We start from the raw sequence: 22,711 nt of genomic DNA, 5'->3' as shown, positions 1-22,711 counted from the left end.
AGCGCAGCCCATCAGGCTTTGCTGCAACAGCACGGGTTACGACTGAGCATGAGCCGCAAGGGCAATTGTTGGGACAACGCCGTCATGGAGCGATTCTTCCTCAATCTGAAGATGGAACGCGTCTGGCAACGCGACTACGCCAACCACAACGAGGCCATCCGCGATATCGCTGATTACATCGTGACGTTCTACAACAACCTGCGATTGCATTCAACTCTGGGTTATTTGCCCCCAGCTGTCTACGAACAGAATATGGCAAACACACAACCTATCTCTCTGTCCGAAAAAATTTGACCGTTACATAACAGTCCCCCTTCGGGATGGAGGATGGCATGACCACTGAGACTATAGCCTTCTTCAATCGGGAGAATGTCCGCAGACTTGGCCTCACGCCACCGCCAACGAGCCACCCGAGTACCAGGCCGGCGTTCTATGACCCACACCATCTCTTGTGCGGGCGAAAACAACACTTGATGCCCTCGAAAAGGTAGCGTAGCTGTGGCAAGAACAGACCCTGCACGTAGATCCACCACACTGACAGCAAAATCGCGGCCCTGTGCTTGAGCAGACACGAGTAAAGTGGTGTTTTGTGTCTGTGCAAACGCAACAGGGGCAGCCCACCATGTAAGCCACCCCGCAACCCCTAACTGCAACACCTGCCGCCGCTGCCACATGGGTTTAATCTCCGTCGGCATCATTAAAACTCACCGACGCATTCACTGCCCGTGCCACTTGATCATCTAAATAACTGCGTAAAGCAGCCAACTTGTCTTTCGCGGCTTGCAAACCTTCTTTTGGCGTACGTTGTCGATTTAGGGTATGTAGCACATGACAGACATCTTGGCTGCGGCTAACCAACTCACGCGCCACAGTGAATTGATCTTGCCACGTCACCCAACCCGCCAAGCCTTTACCCAGCGGTACCCCCACCAATGCGTTGATTGCTTCGGCTTGCGCTTCCCACAACAAACGACTGCTGCCGCTACGCACACCTTCGGCACTCTTTTGCCCACTGTGTAAGGCTTTGTCGAGTTTTTTATCGAGGCCATCGACTGCCGCTAAAGTTACATTAAACGTTTCGTTTAGGCGGGCTAACGCATCAGCTTCACTGTATGTGCGAGAGGCTTCTTGTTGCCATTCTTGTTGAATGGCTTTCGCCTCGGTGACGACGTCTTGTGTAATACGCACCAGATAGGCACAGCGCGCCGATTGTTTCAGTGTTGCCAACGTATCGCCGTCTTGCCACAACAAATACTCCACCGCCGGCAAGCCACGCGCCGCCACACTTTCGCCGTCTTCCTCACCCACAATCGCTGCTTCTATCCGCGCTGGGCGCGTCGGATGGAAAAAGACTTGCCGCGCACTTTTACGTTGTAGCACCGGCCCAGCCTGTACCCCACCAAGGCGAAACCATGCGGTAGCAGCGTCTTGCCACCGTAAACGAGTCTGTTGCAACTGCGCAGCAGATGGCTGCTGACATAAGGTTTCACTTGCGGTTTGTAATGCTGTGCTTTGGCTAGCAAAGCGTTCTGCCGCAGGAATAAACACTGTCTTCGCTTGGGCCTGCACCAAATCTGCCGCCGTAATCGCCTCGGCTTGCACATATCCAGCAAAAGACAGCGAGACCACCACCCCTAGCCATTGTTTTATTTTTACCATGCCGTTCACACTGCCTTTTCCACAGCCCATGTTTAGAGCGAATTTAAAAATGCCAGCAAAGCATCACGTTCTGCTTTTTTCGCTTGGACAAAACGCTGTTTCGCTGCTTCTGCTTCGCCACCATGCCACAGAATCGCCTCGCTTAAACTACGCGCACGACCATCATGGAGATAAAAAGTATGCCCATTGACATCCGAGAACAAACCAATCCCCCACAGCGGTGGGGTTTTCCATTCGCGGCCCGATGCCTGAAAATCAGGACGACCATCGGCCAATCCTTCACCCATATCATGCAATAACAAGTCGGTATAAGGATGAATGGTTTGGAACGCGGCTTCAGGTAATCCTTTTAAGGCACCAGTGCGATAACTGGGGGTGTGGCAAGTAGCACATTTCATTTCGTTAAATAATTGTTTACCACGCAACACCTGTGGGCTTGTCACATCACGCCGAGCCGGTGGCGCAAGGGTTTGGCTATAAAACACCACTTTACGCAATAAGTCATCGCTGATTTCAGGTTTGCCACCAGAAGGAGCCGCAACACAATCGTCTTGTTTGGCCGTACAGGCTTCTTGTGGGTTCCATTTGTTGGTGATGCCAATGTCACCTAAAAACGCCCCTGCGGTTTGATGAGCAACGCTGCCGGTGTTTGCCTTCCACCCAAAACGGCCCAACACCGTCTTTTGACTAGGCGCATCCCATACCCAGTTAGGACGACCAGAAATACCATCACTGTCGCGATCATCTGGATCGGCTTTTTTCAAAATGTCTTTTTCTGCAATAGCTTCTAACAATCCCAATCCAATCACCTGTGGCGCAATCCGAGGTGAAAGCATGGTATCGGGGTGCAACGAGCCATACCCTAGTTCGGTCAGTTGATAAGTGGGTTTGCGCAGCGAATAACGCTCACCATCAGCAAATTGTCCGCTGATTTCCTGATAATGGATGGCAACTTTACCCTCAGGTTTCACGCCATCGACCGCATCATTATTAAATTGATCGCCGTAAGTTGGTTCGGGTACCACTCCAGCGTGTTTCGATGGTGTACCAGGAATAGAGAGACGGATTAACAAGGCCATCGGTTGCTCGCCTAAATCGACCGGCGGTGCACCACGTCCATCTAAGGCATGACAAGCCGAGCATGAGCGTGCAATAAAATGCGGGCCTAAGCCATCACGCGCAGTAGTCGAAGCCGGCGCTTGAACCCAATTTTTCTTAAAGAAAGAATTGCCCACAGCAAAATCAGTGCGGCGTTCACCGCGTAGATTGGCAAAAGGCAAAGAAAACGCATTTTGTCCCACCTCGTGGACAGTTGTTTCGCCCCCAGACAGTTCCTCTCCAGGTGTCGCCAACCATTGCCCTGCCGCCACCCCAATGCCGGATAGACTCAACCCAGCCAATAACCACCCTAATCGACGCATCTTCATCATTGATTTCCCATCCTCTAAAGCAGCACGCCCCACTGGCAAGCGGGGCGTGTGGTGAGCAGATTTAGGCCAATTTAGCCTTTGACATTTAATCGTTGAATCCCGATAGCTTTTGCCGCTTCAACCATGCTATCTGATTGTTTACGCAATAGCTGTACCACTTTTTGTACGCGACGACGGCCCTCGGTTTCAGCAATTTCACGGTCAAACGGCGCTTGAATGGCATTCACTGCAGCGAGTGTGGCTTCTAAATCGCGGGATAATTTTTCAGCAGCTTGTGGATTGTTGGCATGAACCAACTCTTGCAGTGAAGGCCCTTTGATTTCGGTACCATCAATCCGTTTATATTGACCTAACCAAACATTACGAATCCCCTCGGCATTGGTTACGATGTCGCGGTGGGTGTTGTCAGAAAAGCAAGAATGCTCGTCTTCTTGATCGCGGCTGGCTAATGCAACTTCCATCCGCTCCCCTGCCAGCTCAGCACGTGACAACACGCCCATGCCAACTAGCATTTTACGAACAGCTTGAGGGTCTTTTTCAAAACGGGCACGGTAATTTTTTGCATTCGGCTGCCACGCTTCCACCAAATATTGCACATCCTCAACCAACAACTCAGTCACGGTTTTCAAGTAAGTGCGGCGACGATCGGCATTCGGCGCTTGACCATCGACAAAATCGGTGTAGCTACGATGACCAGGGCCTTCCTTGTTGAAGTCCTGACCCCAGAGCAAAAACTCAATGGCGTGAAAACCGGTTGAAACGTTTTCCTCTCCCCCTTTTTCATTCAGGCTGGCCAGTTTTTGTTTGGTGATTGCCACATTGGGTTTGTTGATGATCCCCGCTTTGGGATTGCCTTTTACGTAATCAATATACGATTCATCCAATGGCCAAGCATTGATTTGCCCTTCAGGGCCCTTGGCATCATCAATCGGGCCGGCATAAAAGCGAAACGCTTCGGTTTGTCCATACGGTTCACGTGCTGCCAACCATGCTTGCTTCGCTTGCTCTAATCCTTCGGCAGAAGGGGCTGCAACGAAAGCATCAATCGCCGTTTGTAATGCTTTGACACGGGTCAACACATCTTGGTAGTTCGCTTCAACTAAGTTTGCATAGTGTTGACTGACTTGAACAGCAGAAGGCGCAGCAAACACAGGCGAAGCAAAGACAAGTGCAGTTGCAACAGCCAATGACAGTTTTTTGAGTAGCATAGAAACTTCCTTAAAGTAGTCTTAGTTTTTGCAAATGATATTCCTTGTCATTTGCAATAGGCAAGTGTCTTTTTGGCGATCGCTAATACAAAAATTCCAACTTGACGCCAAGAGTCTCGATTTCTTAATCTGATAACAGATCAGCTTATTGAGAGTCAGCCACTCATCAGCATTTATACTAGGGGAATTAAAAAATGAAAAAAATTGATGAAAATACAGATAAGACAAAACAAAGTTTGCATGAAAAAATGCAAGCTTTACGGCAGTCGCTGGCCAATAACCCTGCAGAAGCAAAAGCTTTTCTACAGAAAACAGGCATCTTGACTAAATCTGGCAAACTGACAAAACATTACCAATGAAAATGAATTGGTCCATTTACACCTCTTATCCCTCTCATGTATTCGGTTTCCACGGATGCGATGCGACAGTAGGGGAAGCAATTCTTGGTGGGAAAACCACTCATCTTGAGCCAAGCCAAAATGATTATGATTGGCTTGGGCATGGAATTTATTTTTGGGAAGCCAACCCTGCCCGAGCATTGGCTTTTGCTGAAGAACGAGCACTTGGAGGAAAAAACTCCAAAGGGAAAATCAAGCATCCGTTTGTGCTCGGTGCCATTATTGATTTAGGAAAGTGTCTCAACCTGCTCGACAGTCATGCCCTACAAGAGCTGCAAGATGCCTACCAAATTCTGCAAGCCACTGAAAGCGTCTTGCCAAGCAACGGCAAAGCAAAATTATTGCGGAAATTAGATTGCGCAGTGATACAAGCTCTTCACACCTCGCGGCATGAACTACAAGAACCTACCTATCAAACTGTACGTGGCGTTTTTACAGAAGGTGCAGAGGTTTACCCTGGCGCAGGCTTCAATGACAGAGATCATATCCAAATTTGCGTCAGGGATTTGTCATGTATTAAAGGCTATTTCCGGCCAATCCATGATTGAACCTTAGCCGATAGCGGGAGGAGGCAAATCAAAATGCTGATAAGCCAAGGCAGTGGCAACACGACCGCGTGGCGTGCGTTGTAAATAGCCTTGTTGAATTAAATACGGTTCGATCACGTCTTCAATCGTATCGCTTGCCTCACCAATCGCCGCGCCAACATTGTCTAAACCCACTGGCCCACCGGCAAACTTGTGAATAATCGCCTCGAGCAACTTGCGGTCCATCACATCCAAACCTGCGCTATCAACATCCAACATCGACAACGCCGCATCCGCCACCGCCGCACTAACCACCCCATCGGCCCGCACATCGGCAAAATCACGGACTCGCCGCAGCAAACGATTGGCAATACGCGGTGTGCCACGAGACCGGCGAGCGATTTCGTGTGCACCTGCCGCTTCCATTTGCATCTCCAACAGATTGGCAGAGCGCGTCACAATTTGGGTTAATTCATCATGGGTATAAAACTCCAACCGCGCCACAATGCCAAATCGATCCCGCAGTGGGTTGGTTAACATGCCTGCTCGTGTCGTAGCTCCGACCAAAGTAAACGGGGGCAAATCAATTTTGACCGAGCGTGCCGCAGGGCCCTCGCCGATCATAATGTCAATCTGAAAATCTTCTAACGCTGGATATAAAATTTCCTCAACTACCGGCGATAAGCGGTGAATTTCATCGATAAACAGCACATCATTTGGTTCGAGATTGGTCAGTAAAGCAGCTAAATCACCGGCTTTTTCTAATACTGGACCGGAAGTTTGCCGCAAATTCACACCCAGCTCATAGGCAATAATGTGCGCCAAAGTGGTTTTACCGAGGCCAGGGGGACCAAATAGCAACACATGGTCTAACGCTTCACGGCGGCGCTTGGTGGCCTCAATAAAAATTTCTAACTGTTGGCGCGCTTTGCGTTGTCCAACATACTCTTGCAACTGTTTTGGCCGTAATGCCCGTTCTAATACCTCCTCTTGGCGCGATTGAGGGGCGGGACTGATCATGCGTGGGGTTTGGCTGTGTAAAGAATCGGTTTCAATCATTGCAATCATTTCTCGATTTAAGAAAATAAACGCCGCGTACGAGCCGCCGGCATCAATAATAAAAACCCAGCAAAACAGCTCATCGCCAATGCCATCCCGGCCAACACATCACTGATGTAATGCACTCCCAGCAAGGGACGGGTCAACGCGGCCAACACCACCAAAACCAAAAACACTCCCATCACCGGCATCCGTAACCAACGCGGTAATAACGGCCAGAGTCCATAGGCAAACAAGGCTAATAACAAAGTCGTTGCTGTAGCATGGCCACTGGGGAAAGCGCTGCCACTGGTTGAAATCGCCACCTCTAATGCCGGTCTGGGCCGATCAAATGCGACTTTCAACAGGAAATTGATTAACCAACCGGCACTTAATAACGCCGGTGGTGCCCACCAAACGCCGCGTTGTTGTTTTGCCAACCACACCCCGAGCAACAAAGCTAACACAATCGAGATCAGCGCCCGCCCCAACCAATCGATGGTGAGGGCAAAGTACCAAGCAAAGGTAGCGGTTGTGCCCTCGCGCCAGTTGACCCACTGCATGCCCCATTGATCGATTTGCAGCAACCAAGGTTTTTGACCTTGCCATGCTAGCGCCAGCCATGCCAACGATAACACCCCACCCAACAACATCGCTCCACACCACCACCAACGCGATTGTTGCCCTTGCCGATCGGAATAAAAAGACCACGTTGCCATAAGTTAGAGCTTTGCTAATTGTTTAAGGGCCAAACGGATACCTGTACCCACTTCGATGTCGGCTGGTAACGTCTCTACCACTGCCATTGCGGGTTTTTCTTGATAACCTAGGGCGATCAGTGCTTGCACAATATCGCTGTGGGCGCTGGCCAGCAGGGAAGTCGGTATGGTGTCGGCGGAAGTCAGTTTGCCACGCAATTCTAGAATCAAACGCTCAGCGGTTTTTTTACCGACACCGGGGACAGAGGACAGCCGTTTGACATCATCCGTTGCTAAGGCTTGAGCCAGTTCTTGTTGTGAGAGCGTCGAGAGAATGGCCAGCGCCATCTTGGCACCAATGCCCGAAACTTTAATCAGTTGGCGAAAAGTGGCACGCTCAGCCGCCGTGAGAAAACCAAATAACAAATGGGCATCTTCTCGAATCACCAGATGGGTATGCAGTGTGACGACCTCTCCCAAGGCAGGTAACTGTTCAAAACAGCGTAACGGCACGTCAATTTCATAGCCCACCCCTTGCACATCTAATACTATCTGCGGTGCGTGTTTTTCTAATAACACACCGTGTAAACGTCCTATCATGACAACCTTTTCAAATCGGAAAAAAGACGTGCAGCCACAGCCCCAATGCTAACAATAACGGGGAAAGATGGGTTGCCAACAACGTCGCGATAATCGCAGGGCGTAATGCCTGTGGTTGTGCAGCATGGCGCAGTAATTGCTGCCACGCAAAGAGAGATAAAGGTAGCGGTAGCGCAGCCAAACCAGTCCATACCGGCAATATCTGGTACAGGATAGCCGATAACAAGATGGCGTAGGCAATGGCGACTAATACACCATACCCCGCCGCTGCTACCGCCAGCGGCAACCGCACCACCCAATGCCGCTTGCCGGCCAATCGATCTGCCTCACGGTCGGGGAATTGATTGAGATAGAGCAACACCATCGCCAAACCGCCGAAGCTACTGCCTGCCGCCAAGACGGTAGGTGATAACGGCGCACCCGCCACCCAAGCACAGCCCATCGGCAACAGAGCAAACCCTAACCACACACACAGTTCGCCAAAGCCACGGCTGTTCAAGCGCAAAGGCGGCATAGAATAGGCCCAAGCCAGTCCAGCACCAATCAGCCCCCACAGCACCACGCCGCTGCCACGTTGCCACCACAAATAAACACCGATTGCCGTTGCCGCCAACAGTAAACCACCACCAAACAGCGTCATCTGTTGTATGGTCAACACTTGATTTTGAATAAAGCGGCTGCCTCCGGTGAATGGAAATAAGCGGCGCTCATTGGCAGAATCGGTGCCGTTATGGGCATCTGCTACGTCGTTAATCACATTAGCCGCTGCATGTAACAACATCGCGCCAAGCATTGCCCACAGCAATAAAACAAAGTCGGTGGCATGGTGAAACTGTGCCAAAGCTGCACCGAGGACGCAGGCCACCACCGTCAGCGTCAGAAAAGCTGGGCGCGTTGCAGCCCAGTAACGGGATAGCGGATGTGAAAAATGCTGCGGCAAGGGTTCTTGTAATGGTACCGCGCTCATACCCAACGCCCTCCTTTGACGGTTAACCCACGCGGCACCCGCGCTGCCATGGTTCGGTGGTTGGCATGACACAAGGCCACCGCTAAGGCATCGGCAGCATCGGCCTGTGGGGTACCTGATAAACGCAAATGATGCACCACCATCGCCTGCACCTGTTCTTTTGCGGCTTTGCCATGCCCAACCACCGATTGTTTGACCTGTAGCGCGGTGTATTCATGAATTGGCAAACTCGCTAAGACCAAGGCCGACAACACCGCCCCCCGCGCCTGTCCCAACATCAAGGTCGCCGCAGGGTTGACGTTGACGAATACCTGTTCCACCGCCGCTTCATGTGGGGCATACAGCATCACCACTTCGCTTAACCCATCTAACAACACCTTGATCCGCTCCGGCAAGGTGGCACCTTGCGGCGTACGGATACACCCCGAGGCAACATAGCGGCGTTCTTGGCCGTATAAGTCGATCACCCCAAAGCCAGTCAGACGGCTGCCGGGGTCGATGCCCAAAACCCGAACAGCACTTACTGCCATGTGCTTGCCAATTGTTCGGCCTGTTGCAGGCGTTCTACTGTGCCAACATCCAACCACGGGCCAGCAAAATATTCTCCCGACACCCGACCTTGTGCCATCGCTTGCCGCAAGTAGGGTGCTAACTTAGCACGCTGCCCTGCGGACACTGGCGCAAACAAATGGGGATGGTAAAGACCGATACCACTAAAGGTTAACTCGGGTTGATCGGCCACCAAGCCTTGTGCTGTGAGGGAAAAATCCCCTTCAGGGTGATGAGTCGGGTTATCCACTAACACCAAATGAGCAAGCCGTTCCACCGGCCATGCTGCCAGTTGTGGCAAGAGAGTAGCAAAAGGAAAACCGGTGCAGATATCACCATTCACCACTAAAAAAGGTTGTTCACCCAACAGTGGCAGTGCGGTAGCAATCCCCCCTGCGGTTTCTAACCCATCGGCCCCCTCGTGTGAGTAAGCAATGTCGATACCCCAAGTTTGACCATTACCGAGTGCCTGCGGCAACTGCGCGCCTAACCAAGCGGTGTTAATCACCACCTCACGCACCCCTGCTGCCGCCAACGCTTCAAGGTGCCAAACAATCAACGGTTTGCCAGCCACTTTCAGCAACGGTTTAGGGGTATGGTCGGTGAGAGGGCGCATTCTTTCACCGCGCCCAGCCGCCAAAATCATCGCCCGCATCAGAAGGTGTACCCAACTTGTTCTTCAATCCCTGCCAGATCACGCACCAGAGCACCCAAGGGGCGCAATTCTTCGTAACGATTGCAGGTTTTGCGGATGTAATCGAGGAAGCGGGGGATTTCGGCCAAGTATTTGCTCTTGCCATCGCGGTAATGCAGACGAGCAAAGATACCGGCGACTTTCAAATGACGCTGCACACCCATCCACTCGAAATCACGCCAAAACTCATCAATCTGTTCTGGCACAGGTAAACCGGCTTTGCGAGCTTGTTCCCAATAACGCACCACACAATCCAACACCAATTCATCATCAAAACCGATGAAAGCATCACGGGTTAGAGACAGAATGTCATAGCTAATTGGGCCAACTACGGCATCTTGGAAATCCAACACCCCCGGGTTATGTTCGGCAGTCAGCATCAAATTGCGAACCGTGAAATCACGATGCACCGGCACCGCCGCTTGTTGGGTGATATTGGCCAACAAAATCGCAATACCGTCTTCCCATACTTGCTGTTCTTGTACTGTCAAAGGACGGTTGAGGTGTTTGGCAGCAAACCATTCGGGGAATAGCATCACCTCACGGCGCAATAAGGCCTCATCATAGGGAGGAAGTTGACTGCCATCCGCTTGTTGTAATGCCACCAAACTCTCAATTGCGTGGCCCAATAACAGGCGCACCTGTGGCAAGGCAGGATTGTTAAACGGGATGAAGCCGGCAAAGGGTGCGAAAACATCAAGATAGGTTTGTGAACCAAAGTCTTCGAGTAACAAGAACCCTTGCTCCAGCGATTGCGCTTGAATGCGTGGTGTATTCACTCCTGCGGCACGCAATAATTCAGCAATTCGCACAAATGGGCGACAATCTTCATGTTCAGGTGGCGCATCCATCACAATAAAACTGTTACCTTGTGGCAAGCTAACACGGTGATAGCTGCGAAAACTGGCATCACTCGAAGCAGGGGCCACGGTAAAATCAGTATGACCAAGAACAGAAACTAACCAAGTTTGCATCAAAGAGGTACGAGACATGGGTGCTTTCGTTGCGAGAAGAAAGGATTTATGCGATTTTATCCGCCTTTGATTTTTGCCGCACGGCATCTACACCAGATTGCGTCCTATCCTATGCCCCGTCTCCGCCCTGTTGTGCTTGCCGTCTGTACGGCATTTTTACTGCCCGTGTCTGTTTATGCTGATGATCCGGTGCTTGTCACCGCGCCGCCAGCTGTCGATGGACAAGTCACCGTTGAAGCCGATCATATTGAAGGGGTGGTAGAACAACGACTCCATGCCAAAGGTCAGGTGAAAATCCAACGAGGGCAAGAACAGGTAGAGGCCGATTGGCTCGATTACTACCAAAATCGACAACGCGTGGTTGCCGGCGACCGAGTGCGCATCGAGCGCAACGGCGATGTGCTCACGGGGACGACCTTAGATTACGTGTTTGATCCTGCGGCAGAACAAGGCGTGCTGCATCAAGCTGATATCCGTGTCAGTGAGCGCAAATTGCGTGCTGATGCTGCGGTAGCGCGCTTGTATGGACAAAAACGCTATGGGCTAGAACAAGCCCGTGTGACCACCTGTGCCCCCGGCAATGATGATTGGTATATCCGAGCGCGACAGATTGATGTCGATTATCAAGCCAATGTCGGGGTGGCACGCGATGGGGTGCTGGAGTTTCATGGCGTGCCGATTCTGTATTCGCCTTATCTGGATTTCCCTGTGAATGGCAACCGGAAAAGTGGTTTCTTAGCCCCAACCTTCGCTTCACGCAGCGATGCTGGTGCGGATTTCCGCCTGCCGTACTACTTTAATTTGGCACCCAATTACGACCTGACGCTGGCACCACGGATTCTGTCGCGGCGCGGTTTGATGTTGGGTGGCGAGTTCCGCTACCTTCAGCCCGATTACAAAGGCTTTATTTCTGGTGAATATCTGCCAGACGACCAGCTTTCTCAGCAAGATCGCTATGCCCTGCGTTTTGAACATGAGCAAAAACTGCGTTCGGATTTATTGTTCAGTGCGCGGGTCAACTACGCTTCAGATGATGACTATTTCCGTGACTTCGGTAATCGTGCCAGTCTGGCCGACAATGTGAACTTGGTGCGCGAAGCGGTGTTAACGTGGTTACCTGAGTTTGGTGTGGGTCAACTGCGTATTCAACGCTATCAAACCCTGCAAGATCGCATGGCAAAGATTGATGCACCGTATTCGCGGCTGCCACAGATCACCTTTTCGACCGCACAAAGCTTGCCCTATGGTTTTGAGCTGAGCTTTAACAGTGAATATGTCGATTTTGCCCACGATACCAAACAAGAAGGGCGGCGGCTGACCTTCCAGCCCAGCATCAGCCTACCATTACGCACCAGCTATGCTCATCTGATTCCTAAACTCAGTCTGAACTATCGCCATTACCAACTGGATCGCTTCCAACAACAAGCAGCCAGAGATAAGAGTTTTTTCACCCCGACTTTCTCGCTAGATGCTGGCTTACAACTTGAACGTGAGGCGACTTTCTTTGGTGATTCTGCCATTCAAACCTTAGAGCCGCGATTACTGTATGTACGCACACCGTACCGCAATCAAGACATGTTGCCGTTATTTGATACCACGGAAAATAGCTTCGATTTTGCACAGATGTTCGCCGAAAATCGTTTTTCTGGTGGCGATCGATTAAGTGATGCCAACACCCTCACCGCCGCACTCACCACACGGTTTATTGACCAAAACAGTGGTGTGGAGCGTTTCCGCCTTGGTATTGGTCAACGCTATGTGTTCAGCGATCAAAAAGTGACTTTGACGGGGTTACCAGATGAACGCAAACGCTCTGACTTTTTAGCCAGCGTTGGTGGTCAGATTTTCCGCCACACTACACTGCAAGCCACCTATCAATACAACACCGAATTGCGAAAAACTGAACGCTACGCAATCGATTTGCGCTATCAACCTGCTGCCGGTAAAACCGTATCCGCCCGCTATCGCTATGGGCGCAATGAATTGTTCTTCAATACCCAAACCCGCGATACCCTGCGCCAGCTCGACATTGCAGCGCAATGGCCAGTGGCTCGCAATTGGTATGTGGTTGCCCGTGAAAACTACTCACTACGTGATAAACGCTCGCTAGAACATTTGCTGGGGGTGGAATACCACGCTGATTGCTGGGCAATCCGTGCGGTGGGTCAACGCTATGTCAGTGGTGTTAACCAATCTTCTAACGGTGTCTTCTTACAACTCGAACTTAACGAGCTAGGCGGTTTAGGCTCTAATCCTTTAGAAACTCTGCGCTTAGCCATTCCCGGTTACAGCAAAATCAATGAACCCGAAGGGCTCGCACCATGATTACCACTCGTCTTTCTACGCTTTGCCTTGCTTTATGTCTCTCTGCCAGTGTTTGGGCAGCACAACCCCAGCCGGTACGAACCGTTGACCGGATTATTGCCGTGGTCAATAAAAGCGTGATTACAGAACGCGGCTTAAACGATCGTGTTTTACAAGCAAAACAAAATTTACAGCGACAAAATGTGCCAGCACCGGCAGACAACCAATTACGGGCACAGGTGTTGGAACGCATGATCAGCGAAGAAGCGCAAATGCAGTATGCCTATAACAATGGCGTGCGCTTAGATGAACAAGAGCTGGAACAAACCGTCGACCGCCTCGCCGCAGCCAATCAACTCAGCCCCGAGGCATTTCGGCAAAAACTGAAACAACAAGGCATTAACTATCAAACATTCCGTGAAGATGTGCGCCGTGAAGTCATTATGCAACGCCTACGCGAACGCGAAATTGATAGCAAGGTGAATATCAGCGATTCGGAAGTCGATGCTTTCCTCAACAGTGCCGTCAACGTAGGCCGCAGCGAATATCGTTTAGCACATATTTTGATTGCAGTCCCTGAAACGGCCACCCCAGCTCAAGTCGAACAAAAAGCCAAACGGGCAGAAGAAGCCGCCAACCGCCTCAAACAAGGGGCAAACTTCGCCCAAGTTGCCGCCAGTTATTCTGATGCGTCAGATGGTCTCTCTGGCGGTGAACTCGGTTGGCGACCGGCTTCACGATTACCACCACCGTTTGTTGAGGTGTTGAACACGCTAGAACGCAACCAAACCAGCCGTGTGTTACGTTCGGCCTCTGGTTTTCATATTTTCAAATTATTGGATAAGCGCAGCCGTGGTGAAGCACAGTTAGTCGAGCAGGTACACGCCCGCCATATTCTGATTAAAGTCAGCGATAGCGTTGGAGATAAAGAAGCCAAACAACGCTTGGATGAAGTGCAACAGCGTTTGGCACAGGGCATGAGTTTTGTCGAAGCAGCACGCCGTTATTCTGAAGATGGCAGCGCCTCACGCGGTGGTGATTTGGGTTGGCTCAGCCCAGGTGATACCGTGCCTGAGTTTGAAAAAGTGATGTATAGCTTGGCCCCCAATAAAATCAGTGCACCGGTACGGTCGATGTTTGGTTGGCATTTAATCGAAGTCATTGAAAAACGTCGCCAAGATTTGGGTTCTGAACGGGAACGGGCACAAATTCGCCAAGAATTAAAAGCGCGCAAAGCCGAACAGCAATACCAAGATTGGCAACGCCAACTGCGCGATTCGACCTATATCGAAAACCATTTGAACGACGAAACGAACTAATGAACCACGCATGGCTTGCAATCACAGCAGGAGAGCCGGCAGGGATTGGCCCTGACCTGCTGTTACAACTGGTTCGCCATCCCGCCGCCGCGCATTCAGTGTTGTTGGCTGATACCGAGGTGTTGTCGGCACGCGCGGCGCAACTCGGACAAACAGTGCACTGGATGCCGTGGACGGAGGCCGCCGAACCACAGGCGCTGCCAGACAATCACCTGTGGGTGGCGCATCATCCAGTTGCAGCGCCAGTGATAGCAGGCCAGCTCAACCGCGCCAACGCCAGCCATGTGTTAGCTCTGTTGGAAAGCGCGTGTGCAGGGTGTCTCAGTGGCCGCTTTGCTGCCATGGTAACGGCGCCGGTTCACAAAGGCGTTATTAACGATGCCGGCGTGCCTTTCAGTGGTCATACCGAATGGCTGGCCGAGCGCACAGGCACACCGCTGGTGGTAATGATGTTGGTTGGCCGCGGCATGCGCGTGGCGCTGGCCACCACCCATCTACCGCTACGGGCAGTGGCAGATGCCATTACACCGGAGGGATTAGCGCAGGTACTTCGCATTACCTATGCTGATTTACAGCAAAAATTTGGCATCCGCCAACCACGATTGTTAGTTGCAGGCTTGAATCCACATGCAGGAGAAGGCGGCCATTTAGGCCGCGAAGAGCTTGATGTCATCATACCGGTGTTAACCCAACTGCGGCAGGAAGGGATGGACTTGGTGGGCCCTTTACCAGCAGATACCCTGTTTCAAGAAAAATACTTGCAACAAGCCGATGCCGTGTTAGCGATGTATCACGATCAGGGATTACCGGTGTTAAAACATGCCAGCTTTGGGCAAGGGGTGAACATCACATTAGGGCTGCCGATTATTCGCACATCAGTGGATCATGGCACCGCCCTCGATTTGGCAGGACGCGGCGAAGCCGAAGCTGGCAGTTTGTGGGCAGCGGTCGATTTGGCATGGCAATTAGTGAAACAACGACAATAGCAGTTAAATTCTCATTAAATTTAATATATTTCCACTTTTATAAACTTCATTTGCGGATAAGCAAGGACCCAGTATCATTAACTGTATTTTTTAGGTATTGTCGATACAATCTCATACTCTTGTTTAACTGATTAGCCTTCTAACGCAAAGCTCGACGATCATGCTAGATAATGATACCGCCTTGGTTATCGATGATTCCCACGCCACACGTAAAGCCGTGTGTAGCATTCTGCGTGAGCAATTACATTGCCAACAGATTTTAGAAGCAGAAGACGGCCAAATAGGGTTAGCCCTGCTGCGCAATCACCATGAACGGGTCGATTGGATTTTTTGCGATTGGGACATGCCTCGCATGAATGGAGATGAAGTATTAACGGCGGTGCGCTCCGACCCCAATACCGCACACTTGCCCTTTATTATGATCACCACCCGTTCTGACCGTGACTCCTTGGTCTCAGCGGTTCAGCTTGGGGTATCGGCCTATATTGTTAAGCCGTTTAATGCCAAGACGGTCATCGATAAAGTAACAAAGTTGCACAGCAAGATGGACCGCCGCAATGCCGATCGTGTCCAAACTGTCAGTGAATTGCCATTGACTTTGCACTTTGCCGACAATCGCGACCTCGAAGCAGCGATGCTCGATATTTCGCTCTCTGGCATGTTGACGATGGTATCGGCGGAACAAGCGCGTGGCATTTGTGTGTTTGATGATGGTGAAGCCAAAATTGAAACCAAGCTTGCCGAGCGAGAAAAACTGCTTTTACCCATACAAATCATTCGTTTAGAAGCCGACCCGATGGCACCGGGGAAAACCAATATGATCCGTATTGCCCTGCGCTTTCGGCCCATGGAAAAGGAAATTCGCACTCATCTGGCCGATTTTATTGAGCATTTAGCGCGGGAATGAACGGTTTTCACACTGCAACGCAGCAAGATTGGGGTAACATCGCGGTTTTCTGCTTTTTGCCTGTACGGATATGACCGCGACTCTCCCAGTGCAACGCCTCCGCGAAATACCTTATAACTACACTTCCTTCTCCGACCGAGAAATCGTCGTTCGTCTGTTAGGCGAAGAGATGTGGTCCCTGCTCAATAGCTTACGCAGTGAACGCCGCACCGGTCGTTCAGCGCGGATGTTGTTTGAAGTGCTGGGAGATATTTGGGTTGTCGAGCGCAACCCTTACTTGCAAGATGATCTACTGGAAAACCGTGCCCGCTTAGATGCGTTGGTTCAAGCCATGGGTCATCGTTTAACAGAAATTGCCAAACGCCGCAGCGGTAACGACCGCGTTCATGCTCTACTCGCTGCCGCCGAACAAGCCGTTGTCAACTTTGCCCGCCGTTTTGATGAAACGGCACAACTGCGGCAAAAAGTGCTCACCCGCATGGGTTCGCTGACCCGCCGCGATAATATCTGTTTCGATGGCCTAGCCCGTGTCTCGCACGCCACTGATGCCACCGACTGGCGGATTGAATTTCCATTCGTGGTGTTAAATCCCGATAACGAAGCGGAAATTGCCCCCTTAGTTGCCGCCTGTATTGAACTTGGCCTCACCATTATCCCGCGAGGCGGCGGCACCTGTTATACCGGTGGTGCTATTCCACTTACGCCCTATTCTGCCGTGATTAACACGGAAAAACTCGATCAACACCAAGGGGTGGAATATATCGAGTTACCCGGCTTAACCGGCACCCACGCCACTATTCAGTGTGGCGCTGGGGTGGTCACAGCACGAGTATCGGAAACCGCCGGTGCCAATGGTTTAGTGTTTGCGGTTGATCCGACTTCCGCTGAAGCCTCCTGTATTGGCGGCAATGTCGCCATGAATGCCGGTGGTAAGAAAGCGGTGTTATGGGGTACTGCCCTAGACAACCTTGCCTCGTGGAAAATGGTTGATCCCGATGGCAACTGGCTATTTATCGAACGAGTTGGCCACAACTACGGCAAAATTCATGATGTAGATGTAGCACAGTTCCGCATCACACGGTTTAGCCCCGATGGTCAAACGCAACTGAGCCAACAGACGTTAGACATCCCCGGCGCCTCGTTCCGTAAAGTCGGGTTGGGCAAAGATGTCACCGATAAATTCTTATCTGGTCTCCCTGGCGTACAAAAAGAAGGCACCGATGGCATTATCACCAGTGCCCGCTTTGTCCTCCATCGGATGCCAAAACACACTCGTACCGTGTGCCTAGAATTTTTTGGTACGGTCGCGCAAGCCACGCCAGCCATTGTTGAAATCACCGATTTGTTTAAGCCCGAAGGCGCAGGTACTGCCGTTGGGGTGAAATTAGCCGGTTTGGAACATTTAGATTGGCGCTATGTTCGGGCAGTGGGTTATGCCACCAAAGCCAAATCGAAGGGCCGCCCCAAAATGGTATTGATCGCCGATATTGTGTCGGATGATGAAAATGCCGTGGGTGAAATGGCCAGCCAAATTGTACGTTTGGCTAATGCACGGGCCGGTGAGGGCTTTATTGCCGTTACCCCCGAAGCACGCAAAAAATTCTGGCTCGACCGCAGCCGCACTGCCGCCATTGCCCGCCATACCAATGCCTTCAAAATCAATGAAGATGTGGTGATTCCACTGCCACGGCTGGGGGATTATTCGGATGGGATTGAGCGCATCAATATCGAGCTATCGATCAGCAATAAAATCAAACTGCTTGAACAACTGACGGCTTTCTTCCATGGCAGGTTGCCAGTGGATAAATTGGGCTCGAATCTACCTTCCACTGAGTTAATCGGTGATCGCCGTAATAGTGCTTTGGAATTGATCGAAGCGGTGCGCGAGCGGTGGCAATGGATTTTGCAAGGCTTAGATCAACCATTTAGCGAATACCGCACACGCTATCCGGAAGCGCCACTAGAAAACGTCACCCCACCAGAACCGCCACAAACGGTATTCCACGCCTTGCGTGATTTTCTGTTGCGGGTCAGTTGGAAGCATGAGCTGTTGGCTGACTTAGAATCGATGTTTGGTGGCAAAACCGATGCGCCGATTATGGAAGCCATCCGTGCCATTCATCAACGTGTTCTGCGTGGGCGGGTATTTGTCGCATTGCACATGCACGCCGGCGATGGCAATGTCCACACCAATATTCCGGTCAACTCTGACGATTACGACATGCTCCAAACCGCCCACCGCGCCGTGGAACGGATTATGGTGTTGGCACGTGGGCTGAATGGCGTGATCTCAGGCGAACATGGAATTGGCATTACCAAGCTTGAATTCCTCACCGATGACGAGCTGGCCCCATTTATCGAATATAAAAAACGGATTGACCCGAACGGACACTTTAATAAAGGCAAGCTGCATCGTGGGGCAGATTTAAGCAATGCCTATACCCCTTCGTTTGAACTGTTGGGGGCAGAGTCACTGATTTTGGAGCAATCCGACCTTGGGCATATTTCCCATTCGGTGAAAGACTGTTTGCGTTGCGGTAAATGTAAACCGGTGTGTTCCACTCACGTCCCTCGTGCCAACTTGCTCTATTCACCACGCAATAAAATTTTAGGTGTGGGTCTGTTAACCGAGGCGTTCTTGTATGAAGAACAAACCCGTCGTGGCGTGAGCTTTAAACACTTCGATGAACTGGCTGATGTGGCGGACCACTGCACTGTGTGTCATAAGTGTGTCAACCCTTGCCCAGTGAAAATCGACTTTGGTGATGTGTCGATGGCTATGCGCAATTTCTTGCGCAAAACCGGCAAGCGTAAATTCAATCTCGGCACGGCAGCGGCGATGGCATTCCTGAATGCAAAAGATCCTTCAACGATTAAGGTCTTGCGTAAAGGGGTGATTGAACTTGGCTATAAAGCACAACGCTTTGGCCATGAAGTCGCCAAAAAAGCAGGGTTGGCACAACAACAAACACAAACCCCACCTGCCACCGTCGGTAAATTGCCAGTAAAAGCGCAGGTGATTCAATTTATCAATCGCCCGATGCCCGGTAATTTACCGAAGAAAACAGCACGCGCTTTATTGGATATTGAGGACAGCAATATCGTCCCAGTGATTCGTAATCCACAAATCGCCAACGAGGACAGCGAAGCGGTGTTCTACTTCCCAGGCTGTGGCTCGGAGCGTTTGTTCTCACAAGTCGGCCTCGCCACACAAGCCATGCTGTGGCATGTTGGCGCACAAACGGTATTGCCACCGGGCTATTTGTGCTGCGGTTATCCACAAAATGCCAGCGGACAAGCCGATAAAGGTGAAAAAATCACCATCGAAAACCGTGTGCTGTTCCATCGTGTGGCCAATACCTTAAATTATCTCGATATCAAAACCGTGGTGGTCAGCTGTGGCACCTGTTATGACCAGCTAGCAAAATATGAATTTGAGCAAATTTTCCCCGGTTGTCGAATTGTTGATATTCACGAATATCTGATGGAAAAAGGGGTGAAATTGGAAGGGGTGAATGGGGTGAAATATCTCTATCACGATCCTTGCCACACACCGATGAAACAACAATCGCCAATTAAAACCGTACAGGCTTTGGTCGGTGCCGAGGCGGTGCTGTCTGACCGGTGCTGTGGGGAATCGGGAACCTTAGCAGCAACACGGCCTGATGTATCGAATCAAGTGCGTTTCCGCAAAGCAGAGGAAATTCAAAAAGGTCTGGCGACCTTGGCCCCAGCTGCCACCGAGCAAGTTAAAATCTTGACCTCGTGCCCTTCCTGTTTGCAAGGTCTTAATCGCTATGGCCCCGAATCGGGGACAGAAGCCGATTACATCGTGATCGAACTGGCACGGCATGTATTGGGCGAAAATTGGTTGCCGTCTTACATTGAGAAGGCACGTCAAGGGGGAATTGAGCGTGTGTTGTTATAAGGAAAGTTGGCCATGCCTATGAACCCACCTGAATTACTGGAATGGCTACGCGATTTTCAAGGCATCATCGGTGCCTTGTTCGGTAGCACGCTGACTTATTATGTGTTGCGAGGGTTTTCTCGGCGAGAGGAACAACGCGCAAAACGGGAAGCGTGGCTGGTTATTGTGGGTGAATTGGCATCGTACTCTACCTTTGCCGAGGCGCTGTTAGGCCCACAGCGCACCTCGCGTAATTCTGGTGAATTAGCTAAGGCCATCCACAGCATTTTACGGATGGCACCGGTGCAAACCTTTCATGAAAGCAGCTTTGCCGCACTCATGTTGGAACAACCGGCGGTTTGCCGTGAATTACAACGCTTTTTGCTGAAAGTCCGTGCCACATCAAGCTTGGCCGACACCTTGCGCTATGAAATTGTCGCCATGGCTAACCCAGAGAAACCGCCTAATATCGACCGCTGTGCTGGTTTATTAGAAGCCCTGATTGTGCAATATCGTGAAACCGGCGCGCTCGCCACCGAGGTCATTCGGTTGATTGATAAAGTGGTGTTTAAAGGGAAATTAGGCGACCCTGTGGCACATATCCCAGCCAGCCACATCATGCAGCAACAGTTGGTAACTCAGAAGGGGTAATGTGATGTCAACCACGTGTCCGCTTTGCCACACCACCGGTGGTGAATTGTTGTTTCAAGATGAAAAACTGCGTGTGGTCTGGGTGATGGATGAACCAGACTACCCGTGGTTTGTGCGGGTGATCTGGCAGCAGCATGTGGCCGAGATGACTGATTTATCGCAAGAAGATCGTGATTATTTACTGAGTTGGGTGTGGAAGGTGGAACAGGCGATGCGCACAGTCGCCACGCCGGACAAAATTAACTTAGCCAGCTTGGGGAATATGGTGCCGCATTTGCATTGGCATATCATCGCCCGCTATCAAACCGATCGCCACTTCCCCGCCCCCATCTGGGCCCCCGCCCCAGACCGTCCCTATCAACGTCCAACCATCGATGCCGCTACGCGAGAAGCATTTACTCACTTTATTGATGCTAAAAAACCATTAGCATAGTGGATGGACACACACTACACGCCCCCAATGTTTATTTACTACGCACTAGGCGGCAATTTCTTGACGTTGAAAGAGCTTACGCTGTCGCGTAATTCTTCTGCTACGGCGCGGATTTCGGTTGCCAAGGTTAACGACTGTTTTACCAACTCATCATTAGCCTGTGCGCTGAGCGCGACTTCTTCTACCTGTTGGCCGATTAAATCGGTTGCGGCTAATTGGGCATTGATCGCCTGTGCAATTTCTTGCACCGCTTGTGCCACTTGTTCCGAAGAATGCGTAATACGGCTAATCGCCTCGCCAGCATCCCCCGCCACATCCACACTTTGCCCCACCTGAGTGACCAAACTACGCATACTCAATAACGCAGAGTCTTTACTTTGCGCCATGTCGGCAATCATATTTTGGATTTCATTGGTGGATGTCGCGGTACGCTCGGCCAATTTGCGAACCTCATCCGCCACCACCGCAAAACCCCGTCCTTGCTCCCCTGCCCGTGCAGCCTCAATCGCTGCATTCAACGCTAACAAATTGGTTTGTTCGGCAATTTCTTTAATCACATTTGCAATGCCAGCAATACGGTCGGTTTGTTGTCCCAAATTATTAATATCAGAAGAAGTTACCTGAATCACCTCGGACATCCGGCGCATATCTTGTACCGTCCGAATCATCACCTGACCACTTTCCCTCGCTTCGCTGGCGGAGGTTTTAGACAAGGTTTCACCACGCACGGCAAACGAGGCAACCGTATTAAAGCTATCAGTGAGATGTTTCACTTCGCTGCTAATCCGTTGGGCAGATTCACTTTGCCGCGCAGAATGTTCGGCGACAGTTTGTGAGGCGTGGTGTAACGAGGCACAGTTATCGTGTACCGTCACCGCATGTTCAGCAATGCCACGCATCAAGCGGCGGAATTTGGTTTGCATTTCCACCACTGAATTAAACAGCTTGCTATGTGCCTGAGCGCCTTCAATCTCAATTTGCGCCGCCAAATCACCATTTGACATCACTTGCGCCAACATCGACACCGCCGCGCTTTCAATCGCCTCTTGCCGCATGCGAATCGACATCACCACTAACATGGCGGTTTCCAACACCACAAACAGGGCATGAATCGACACCGTCCAAAATTGGGTGCCTTCGGGATAAGCCCAAACGGGGAATTGCTGGGCCTCTAGCCAAAAGAACACCAGATGATGAACAGCAATCAACACCGCCGCCACCACAATCGGTAACCAATCACGTTGACTTCCTCCCCGCCCTAAAGAGCGGGGATTCCTTCTGCAAGACGGCGAAGTCCCGCCGCGAGAATGTTTTTTGCAGCATTGGTATCGCGGTCATGTACTGCACCGCAGTTGCTGCAAATCCATTCTCTTATTCGCAAACTTGCCCTACCTTTCGGACTGCTGTTGGGGATTTCTCCGCAGCACGAGCATGTTTGGGTTGAAAACGCTTCGTTGATTTC

Annotated in this window: 23 protein-coding genes; 10 read left to right on the top strand and 13 right to left on the bottom strand. The window is 51.1% G+C overall.

Annotated features, from left to right (window positions below):
* On the top strand, window positions 1-294 hold a 294-nt coding region (locus tag G465_RS15515; protein ID WP_155846529.1), incomplete at its 5' end, for an integrase core domain-containing protein.
* On the opposite strand, the gene G465_RS0109550 is transcribed toward G465_RS15515, so the two are convergent.
* The 4 genes from G465_RS0109550 to G465_RS0109535 form a co-directional block, all read right to left on the bottom strand.
* Entirely contained in the window at window positions 240-698 is a 459-nt protein-coding gene (locus G465_RS0109550; RefSeq protein ID WP_081642752.1) for a DUF1513 domain-containing protein, read from the bottom strand. The genes G465_RS15515 and G465_RS0109550 overlap by 55 nt on opposite strands.
* Complete coding sequence (locus G465_RS0109545) at window positions 679-1,659, bottom strand: imelysin family protein (RefSeq protein WP_027405358.1); 981 nt, start codon at window positions 1,657-1,659, stop codon at window positions 679-681. Before G465_RS0109545 ends, G465_RS0109550 begins: the two co-directional genes overlap by 20 nt.
* A gap of 32 nt (window positions 1,660-1,691) precedes the next feature.
* Window positions 1,692-3,089 (bottom strand): di-heme oxidoreductase family protein, encoded by a 1,398-nt coding sequence (locus G465_RS0109540; protein WP_040399530.1) that lies wholly within the window; start codon window positions 3,087-3,089, stop codon window positions 1,692-1,694.
* A gap of 71 nt (window positions 3,090-3,160) precedes the next feature.
* Window positions 3,161-4,297 (bottom strand): imelysin family protein, encoded by a 1,137-nt coding sequence (locus G465_RS0109535; RefSeq protein ID WP_022654244.1) that lies wholly within the window; start codon window positions 4,295-4,297, stop codon window positions 3,161-3,163.
* A 194-nt stretch (window positions 4,298-4,491) separates the two neighbouring features.
* On the opposite strand from G465_RS0109535, the gene G465_RS15815 reads away from it, so the two are divergent.
* Window positions 4,492-4,656, top strand: a complete 165-nt coding sequence (locus G465_RS15815; protein ID WP_022654243.1) for a hypothetical protein — start codon at window positions 4,492-4,494, stop codon at window positions 4,654-4,656.
* Window positions 4,653-5,243: a hypothetical protein gene (locus G465_RS0109525; RefSeq protein ID WP_022654242.1), complete on the top strand. Its 591-nt coding sequence runs from the start codon at window positions 4,653-4,655 to the stop codon at window positions 5,241-5,243. Before G465_RS15815 ends, G465_RS0109525 begins: the two co-directional genes overlap by 4 nt.
* A gap of 3 nt (window positions 5,244-5,246) precedes the next feature.
* On the opposite strand, the gene ruvB is transcribed toward G465_RS0109525, so the two are convergent.
* Genes ruvB through G465_RS0109490 form a run of 7 tightly spaced genes read right to left on the bottom strand, consistent with a single transcriptional unit; the run spans window position 5,247 to window position 10,760 of the window.
* Window positions 5,247-6,281 carry a Holliday junction branch migration DNA helicase RuvB gene (gene ruvB / locus G465_RS0109520; RefSeq protein ID WP_027405355.1) on the bottom strand — a complete coding sequence of 345 codons (1,035 nt, stop codon included), beginning with the start codon at window positions 6,279-6,281 and terminating at the stop codon, window positions 5,247-5,249.
* 17 nt (window positions 6,282-6,298) lie between these two features.
* A complete protein-coding gene (locus tag G465_RS15125; RefSeq protein WP_022654240.1) occupies window positions 6,299-6,979 on the bottom strand; it encodes a phosphatase PAP2 family protein in 681 nt (226 codons plus the stop codon).
* Window positions 6,980-6,982: 3 nt separating this feature from the next.
* Complete coding sequence (gene ruvA / locus G465_RS0109510) at window positions 6,983-7,558, bottom strand: Holliday junction branch migration protein RuvA (protein ID WP_022654239.1); 576 nt, start codon at window positions 7,556-7,558, stop codon at window positions 6,983-6,985.
* Window positions 7,559-7,568: 10 nt separating this feature from the next.
* Window positions 7,569-8,525, bottom strand: coding sequence for a prenyltransferase (locus G465_RS14290; RefSeq protein ID WP_022654238.1), 957 nt, complete (start codon window positions 8,523-8,525; stop codon window positions 7,569-7,571).
* The gene (gene ruvC, locus G465_RS0109500; protein WP_022654237.1) at window positions 8,522-9,055 is read right to left on the bottom strand and encodes a crossover junction endodeoxyribonuclease RuvC; all 534 of its coding nucleotides are present in this window, start codon (window positions 9,053-9,055) and stop codon (window positions 8,522-8,524) included. Before ruvC ends, G465_RS14290 begins: the two co-directional genes overlap by 4 nt.
* On the bottom strand, window positions 9,046-9,729 hold the full coding sequence (gene murU, locus G465_RS0109495; protein ID WP_022654236.1) for an N-acetylmuramate alpha-1-phosphate uridylyltransferase MurU: 684 nt from the start codon (window positions 9,727-9,729) through the stop codon (window positions 9,046-9,048). Before murU ends, ruvC begins: the two co-directional genes overlap by 10 nt.
* Entirely contained in the window at window positions 9,729-10,760 is a 1,032-nt protein-coding gene (locus G465_RS0109490; protein ID WP_022654235.1) for an aminoglycoside phosphotransferase family protein, read from the bottom strand. The genes murU and G465_RS0109490 overlap by 1 nt, the downstream gene beginning before the upstream one ends.
* Window positions 10,761-10,790: 30 nt before the next feature.
* On the opposite strand from G465_RS0109490, the gene G465_RS0109485 reads away from it, so the two are divergent.
* The 7 genes from G465_RS0109485 (at window position 10,791) to G465_RS14280 (ending at window position 21,249) form a co-directional block, all read left to right on the top strand.
* On the top strand, window positions 10,791-13,067 hold the full coding sequence (locus G465_RS0109485) for an LPS-assembly protein LptD (protein WP_022654234.1): 2,277 nt from the start codon (window positions 10,791-10,793) through the stop codon (window positions 13,065-13,067).
* The gene (locus tag G465_RS0109480; protein ID WP_022654233.1) at window positions 13,064-14,365 is read left to right on the top strand and encodes a peptidylprolyl isomerase; all 1,302 of its coding nucleotides are present in this window, start codon (window positions 13,064-13,066) and stop codon (window positions 14,363-14,365) included. Before G465_RS0109485 ends, G465_RS0109480 begins: the two co-directional genes overlap by 4 nt.
* The gene (gene pdxA, locus G465_RS0109475; protein ID WP_022654232.1) at window positions 14,365-15,351 is read left to right on the top strand and encodes a 4-hydroxythreonine-4-phosphate dehydrogenase PdxA; all 987 of its coding nucleotides are present in this window, start codon (window positions 14,365-14,367) and stop codon (window positions 15,349-15,351) included. Before G465_RS0109480 ends, pdxA begins: the two co-directional genes overlap by 1 nt.
* A gap of 160 nt (window positions 15,352-15,511) precedes the next feature.
* The gene (locus tag G465_RS15120; RefSeq protein WP_022654231.1) at window positions 15,512-16,258 is read left to right on the top strand and encodes a response regulator; all 747 of its coding nucleotides are present in this window, start codon (window positions 15,512-15,514) and stop codon (window positions 16,256-16,258) included.
* A 70-nt stretch (window positions 16,259-16,328) separates the two neighbouring features.
* Window positions 16,329-20,186, top strand: a complete 3,858-nt coding sequence (locus G465_RS0109465; protein WP_022654230.1) for a DUF3683 domain-containing protein — start codon at window positions 16,329-16,331, stop codon at window positions 20,184-20,186.
* A 12-nt stretch (window positions 20,187-20,198) separates the two neighbouring features.
* The gene (locus tag G465_RS0109460; RefSeq protein WP_022654229.1) at window positions 20,199-20,816 is read left to right on the top strand and encodes a hypothetical protein; all 618 of its coding nucleotides are present in this window, start codon (window positions 20,199-20,201) and stop codon (window positions 20,814-20,816) included.
* Between the two features lie 4 nt (window positions 20,817-20,820).
* Window positions 20,821-21,249 carry an HIT family protein gene (locus G465_RS14280; protein WP_022654228.1) on the top strand — a complete coding sequence of 143 codons (429 nt, stop codon included), beginning with the start codon at window positions 20,821-20,823 and terminating at the stop codon, window positions 21,247-21,249.
* A 38-nt stretch (window positions 21,250-21,287) separates the two neighbouring features.
* Here G465_RS14280 and G465_RS0109450 read toward each other — a convergent pair whose 3' ends face one another.
* Together G465_RS0109450 and G465_RS15510 are read right to left on the bottom strand one after the other, a co-directional pair.
* A complete protein-coding gene (locus tag G465_RS0109450) occupies window positions 21,288-22,460 on the bottom strand; it encodes a methyl-accepting chemotaxis protein (protein WP_155846528.1) in 1,173 nt (390 codons plus the stop codon).
* A gap of 47 nt (window positions 22,461-22,507) precedes the next feature.
* Window positions 22,508-22,711 (bottom strand): zinc ribbon domain-containing protein (locus tag G465_RS15510; protein ID WP_081642751.1); only part of this gene is annotated, 204 nt, incomplete at its 5' end.

Source organism: Aquaspirillum serpens DSM 68, assembly GCF_000420525.1.
GTDB lineage: Bacteria > Pseudomonadota > Gammaproteobacteria > Burkholderiales > Aquaspirillaceae > Aquaspirillum > Aquaspirillum serpens.
The sequence above is the reverse complement of the archived record's forward strand: the minus strand, read 5'-3'. Positions and strand labels throughout refer to the sequence as shown.